A 3,798-nucleotide genomic window follows, 5' to 3' on the forward strand; every position below is an offset into this window, starting at 1 on the left:
ATAATCAACATAGTGAGGAGGCTCTCCCAGAAGGGTCATGAGGTTGCCCTCTTTCTATCGGGGAACGGCTCCTACTACCTGCTCAGACCTGAGGCTGAGGAGCTGGGTAAGCTCGGGGTCAGGGTCATGTTCTGTGCCCATTCGGCGAACCAGAGGGGCGTTGATAAGCTCCCCTCGTGGGCTGAGAGCAGTTCAACCTACAACCTCTCCCGACTGATGGGAGAGTTTGATAAGGTGATAGTATTCAACTGATGGAAAGAGGAGGAAGAGAGCATGAATACAGATCTCATATTCGCCCTTGTTGTGCTCGGCATCTTCCTGATAACAGTTAGCTACCTTCTTCTCAGAGAGAGCCCTAAGGAGAAGACGAAGCCATGAAGACCGTATTCATACTCAAGGGTGACCCCTTCTCTTGGAAGGCGCACGAGGCGTTCAGGATAGCTGTCGCCGTTGGGATGAACCACGAGGTCTCCTTTGTGTTCATAAGAGACGGTGTTTACACCCTTACGAAGTGGTCTCCGGAGGAGCTCGGCATTGAGAGCTTTGAGAAGTTTTACGAGATACTTGAGCATGTTAATATAGAGCTGATCGTTGAGGATGCGAGCATGCAGGAGAGAGGTCTGAAAGAGACGGACTTCGTCCGTGAGGTTAAGGTGCTCTCTGCAGAGGAGATAAGCGAGCTCGTGAACGAATCGGAGGCGGTTTACGTATGGTGAACACCCTCTGGCTTGTGAGGAAGCTGGGAGACTTCTCCTCGGAGCTCCTCTCCGACGAGGACATAGTGATACTCATCCAGGACGGAGTCCTGAGGTGGCCCACCCGTAAAGGCTGGTTCGTCTGCAGGGAGGATGCCCTCGCGAGGGGACTCAAGGTTCCTGAAGATGTGATGAAGAGCTACGATGAGATAGTTGAGCTGATGGAAAGGTGCAGGAGGGTTGTTGTCTGGTGAGGTGGGAGATATCCAAGACCTTCAGGTTTGAAGCGGGGCACAGGGTATGGAAGCAGAACCTTACCCACGGAAGGGGCTCGGAGTTCACGAAGAAGGTGGAAGTCCCCCAGAACAAGTGTGTGAATCTCCACGGGCACAGCTACGTCCTTGAGGTTACCGTCGGCTCCGATGTACTGAGTGAACAGGACATGGTGATGGACTTCTACCACGTGAAGAACGCCCTTAAAGAGCTTATAGACACAATTGACCACAGCTTCATAATTGACGTGAGCGACCCCATGTATGCGGAGCTCAAGGACGTTGCCCAGAAGTTCGGTGCTATGAAGATATTTCCCGTTGATTTCTGTCCAACAGCGGAGGCTCTTGCTAAGTTCTTCTACGATTTTCTGAGCAAAAAGCTTGAGGAGGCGGGACTCCTGGGGGAGGTTAAGGTGGTAAAGGTGGTCCTGTGGGAGACCGCTACCTCAAAGGCTGAGTACAAACCTGAGTGATAGGACACCCCTCGCAGAGGGGTCTCTTCCTGCAAAACCTCTTGGCGTGTTCGTCAAGCAAGGCGTGGAACTCCTTGTAAACCCACAGGTCCCTCGGCAGGTTGTCCTCAAACCATCTCCTCAGGCTCTCATAATCACCGCCGAAGCCAAAGACCCTCTCCACTATCCTCTTGGTGTAGGCGTCTATGACGAAGAAGGCTCTCTCCCCTGCATACAGGAGAATGGCATCCGCCGTCTCCCTTCCTATTCCCTTTATCTTCAGGAGCTCCTCTCTCTCAATTGTCCTGACCCTATCCACGGGACTCAGGTGCTTTGCCACCTCCTTCAGCCTTTTCGCCTTTTGCCTGTAGTACCCGGAGGGTCTTATGAGCCCCTGAAGCTCCTCCTCCCCGAGCCCGAGTATAGCCTCAAAGCTCAGGCACTTTGCGCCCTTCAGGTTTTCAAGAGCCTTCTCCACGTTTTTCCAGGAGGTGTTCTGGGTAAGAACCGCACCTATAACTATCTCCTCCCTCGGGTCTGTGCCGTGCTCCCGGTGATACTTTCGGTCAACAGGCCACCAGCCCTGCTCACCGTAGCTCTCAAGAAGGCTTTTGAAGATGTGGAGGAGTTTATCTCTTGAACTTCTCAAGCCTGCTCACCTGCACGTCGGAGATGAACACAACTCCCGAGTGCTTGTTCAGGAAGGGTCTCAGTCCCTCCAAGACTATCTTGACCTTCTCCTCGTCCATGACGCTTATAACCATAACGAGGACCTCCTCTTCGTTGAACATAAGGTGCCCTTCATGGAAGCCGTGGCTTCCCTTTCCGGAGAGGTTGTGAACTATCGTGTAGCCGGGAACCCCAGCCCTCTCAAGGAGGTCCGTCACGAACTCAAGGTGCTCACCCTCAATTATCACCTCTACCTTCTTCATCGTGTAGAGATTGAGGTTCTTCATACACTCACCTCCGATACGAGTTTAACCCACTCCCCTCCGTCAAAGAGGAGCAGCTCCCTCCTTTCCGGGTCAAGGACAAGAAGGTTTATCCAGCGGTTGTGAACGAGCTCCCTTACCTTCCTTATCCTCTGGACCGCACCCTCAACGACATCAAGGGGAGCCTCCACAAGGGTTATGAGCCTCACAGGTCTGTGGTGGGGAAGCTCTCCCTTGAGAACGGTTTGAGCCGGGAGACCCGTCCTCAGGTCGCTGAGGTTTCCGGACATGACACCGAACCTGCCGACGACGTTGTGATATACCTTGCTACCGCTTCCGTAGCTCTCGTTGTCAACCGTTGAGAAGTAGTGCTCCATGTTTATCCACTCGCCGACGACGAGAGGTCCAGAGAGGATTATCTCAAGCAGGAAGCCTTTCCTGTCAATACGCCAGTCGTAGGAGTGAAGGAACACCTTACCTTCTAGGTTAAGACCGCGGGTGAGCTCCCTCCTTCCTATAACGAAGGCGTAGTTTCCCGAAAGACCCCATTCAGGACGGACCTGGGTCCAGTCAACGGAGTTCCTCTTTACAGCCTTGAAGGCTCTCTCCTCCTCAGAGCAATCGCCGTCCTCAAGCTCCGCACACCTCTCCTTGGCAGACCTCCTTCCTGCAAGCTCAAGGTCTCTCACAGCCTTCTCAAGGAAGGGAAGGTGAGAGGTGGGTATGTCCTGGGTGTCATATATATATACCTCGTCGGTTGTGGTGTTGTGCTCGCAGGCGATGAAGACGGTGTCCTCGGGTATGTCTATACCCCTTTTCCTTAGCCTCTCCCTAACCTTCGGACTGTTCGCCATCTGGGTAAAGACCCTCGCGTTTATGTATCCGTGATCCCCTCCGCAGGCTCCGCAGTCAAGAGCTGATTCGTAGGGATTGTTCTCCGACCTGCTCCCGTGTCCTATCACGAGAACCAGCTTGCCGAAGCCGTCCGTGAGCCCGATAGACTTCAGAGCCCTCTCAACGAAGAAAACCTGCTCCTCAAGGGTGAAGCCTATCTTTGCCAGCTTCTCCATCTGTATCCGCATGTAGCCCCTCTCTATCCCGTACTCCTCCCTCAGGACCTTCAGGAGCTCCTCCGATATGCCGAGCTCCTCCACTTTCGCGGGTGATTCCTCCTCAAGGGCGAGCCTCCTTATCTTCTCAAGGGTATCCTCATCAAGGTCTCTTATCCCAAATCTGTCCCTCAGAGCCCTCCTTATCAACTCCCTCTGGAGAAGCCCGATAACCTCAAGGGCATACTCCCTGCTAGGCTTGTCCACCATGAGCTTTGTTGGGGGCTTCTCCTCAGAGAGCCTCTCTCTAAAGCGGGAGTAGCCGAGGGGAAAGAGGGTCTTACCCACCATATCAAAGCCAAAGAGAAAACCTATAGCCTCCACGGTTATGTAGGGAG

7 protein-coding genes are annotated in these 3,798 nt (G+C 53.6%); 4 read left to right on the top strand and 3 right to left on the bottom strand.

Going from position 1 to position 3,798, the window contains the following annotated elements; genetic code table 11:
- The 4 genes from AC1HCM_RS08250 to AC1HCM_RS08265 all read left to right on the top strand — a co-directional run.
- The coding region (locus AC1HCM_RS08250; protein ID WP_479461291.1) for a DsrE family protein at positions 1–252 on the top strand (252 nt) is incomplete at its 5' end.
- A 122-nt stretch (positions 253–374) separates the two neighbouring features.
- Entirely contained in the window at positions 375–716 is a 342-nt protein-coding gene (locus AC1HCM_RS08255; RefSeq protein WP_479461292.1) for a DsrE family protein, read from the top strand.
- Entirely contained in the window at positions 710–949 is a 240-nt protein-coding gene (locus tag AC1HCM_RS08260) for a sulfurtransferase TusB (protein WP_479461293.1), read from the top strand. Before AC1HCM_RS08255 ends, AC1HCM_RS08260 begins: the two co-directional genes overlap by 7 nt.
- Positions 946–1,440 carry a 6-pyruvoyl trahydropterin synthase family protein gene (locus AC1HCM_RS08265; protein WP_479461294.1) on the top strand — a complete coding sequence of 165 codons (495 nt, stop codon included), beginning with the start codon at positions 946–948 and terminating at the stop codon, positions 1,438–1,440. The genes AC1HCM_RS08260 and AC1HCM_RS08265 overlap by 4 nt, the downstream gene beginning before the upstream one ends.
- Here AC1HCM_RS08265 and AC1HCM_RS08270 read toward each other — a convergent pair.
- The 3 genes from AC1HCM_RS08270 to AC1HCM_RS08280 form a co-directional block, all read right to left on the bottom strand.
- Positions 1,409–2,068, bottom strand: coding sequence for an endonuclease (locus tag AC1HCM_RS08270; protein WP_479461295.1), 660 nt, complete (start codon positions 2,066–2,068; stop codon positions 1,409–1,411). The two genes, AC1HCM_RS08265 and AC1HCM_RS08270, sit on opposite strands and share 32 nt — an antisense overlap.
- Positions 2,049–2,375, bottom strand: a complete 327-nt coding sequence (locus AC1HCM_RS08275; RefSeq protein ID WP_479461296.1) for a DUF190 domain-containing protein — start codon at positions 2,373–2,375, stop codon at positions 2,049–2,051. The genes AC1HCM_RS08270 and AC1HCM_RS08275 overlap by 20 nt, the downstream gene beginning before the upstream one ends.
- On the bottom strand, positions 2,372–3,798 hold a 1,427-nt coding region (locus tag AC1HCM_RS08280; protein WP_479461297.1), incomplete at its 5' end, for a putative inorganic carbon transporter subunit DabA. The genes AC1HCM_RS08275 and AC1HCM_RS08280, both read right to left, overlap by 4 nt.

The organism is Hydrogenivirga sp., from assembly GCF_056450045.1.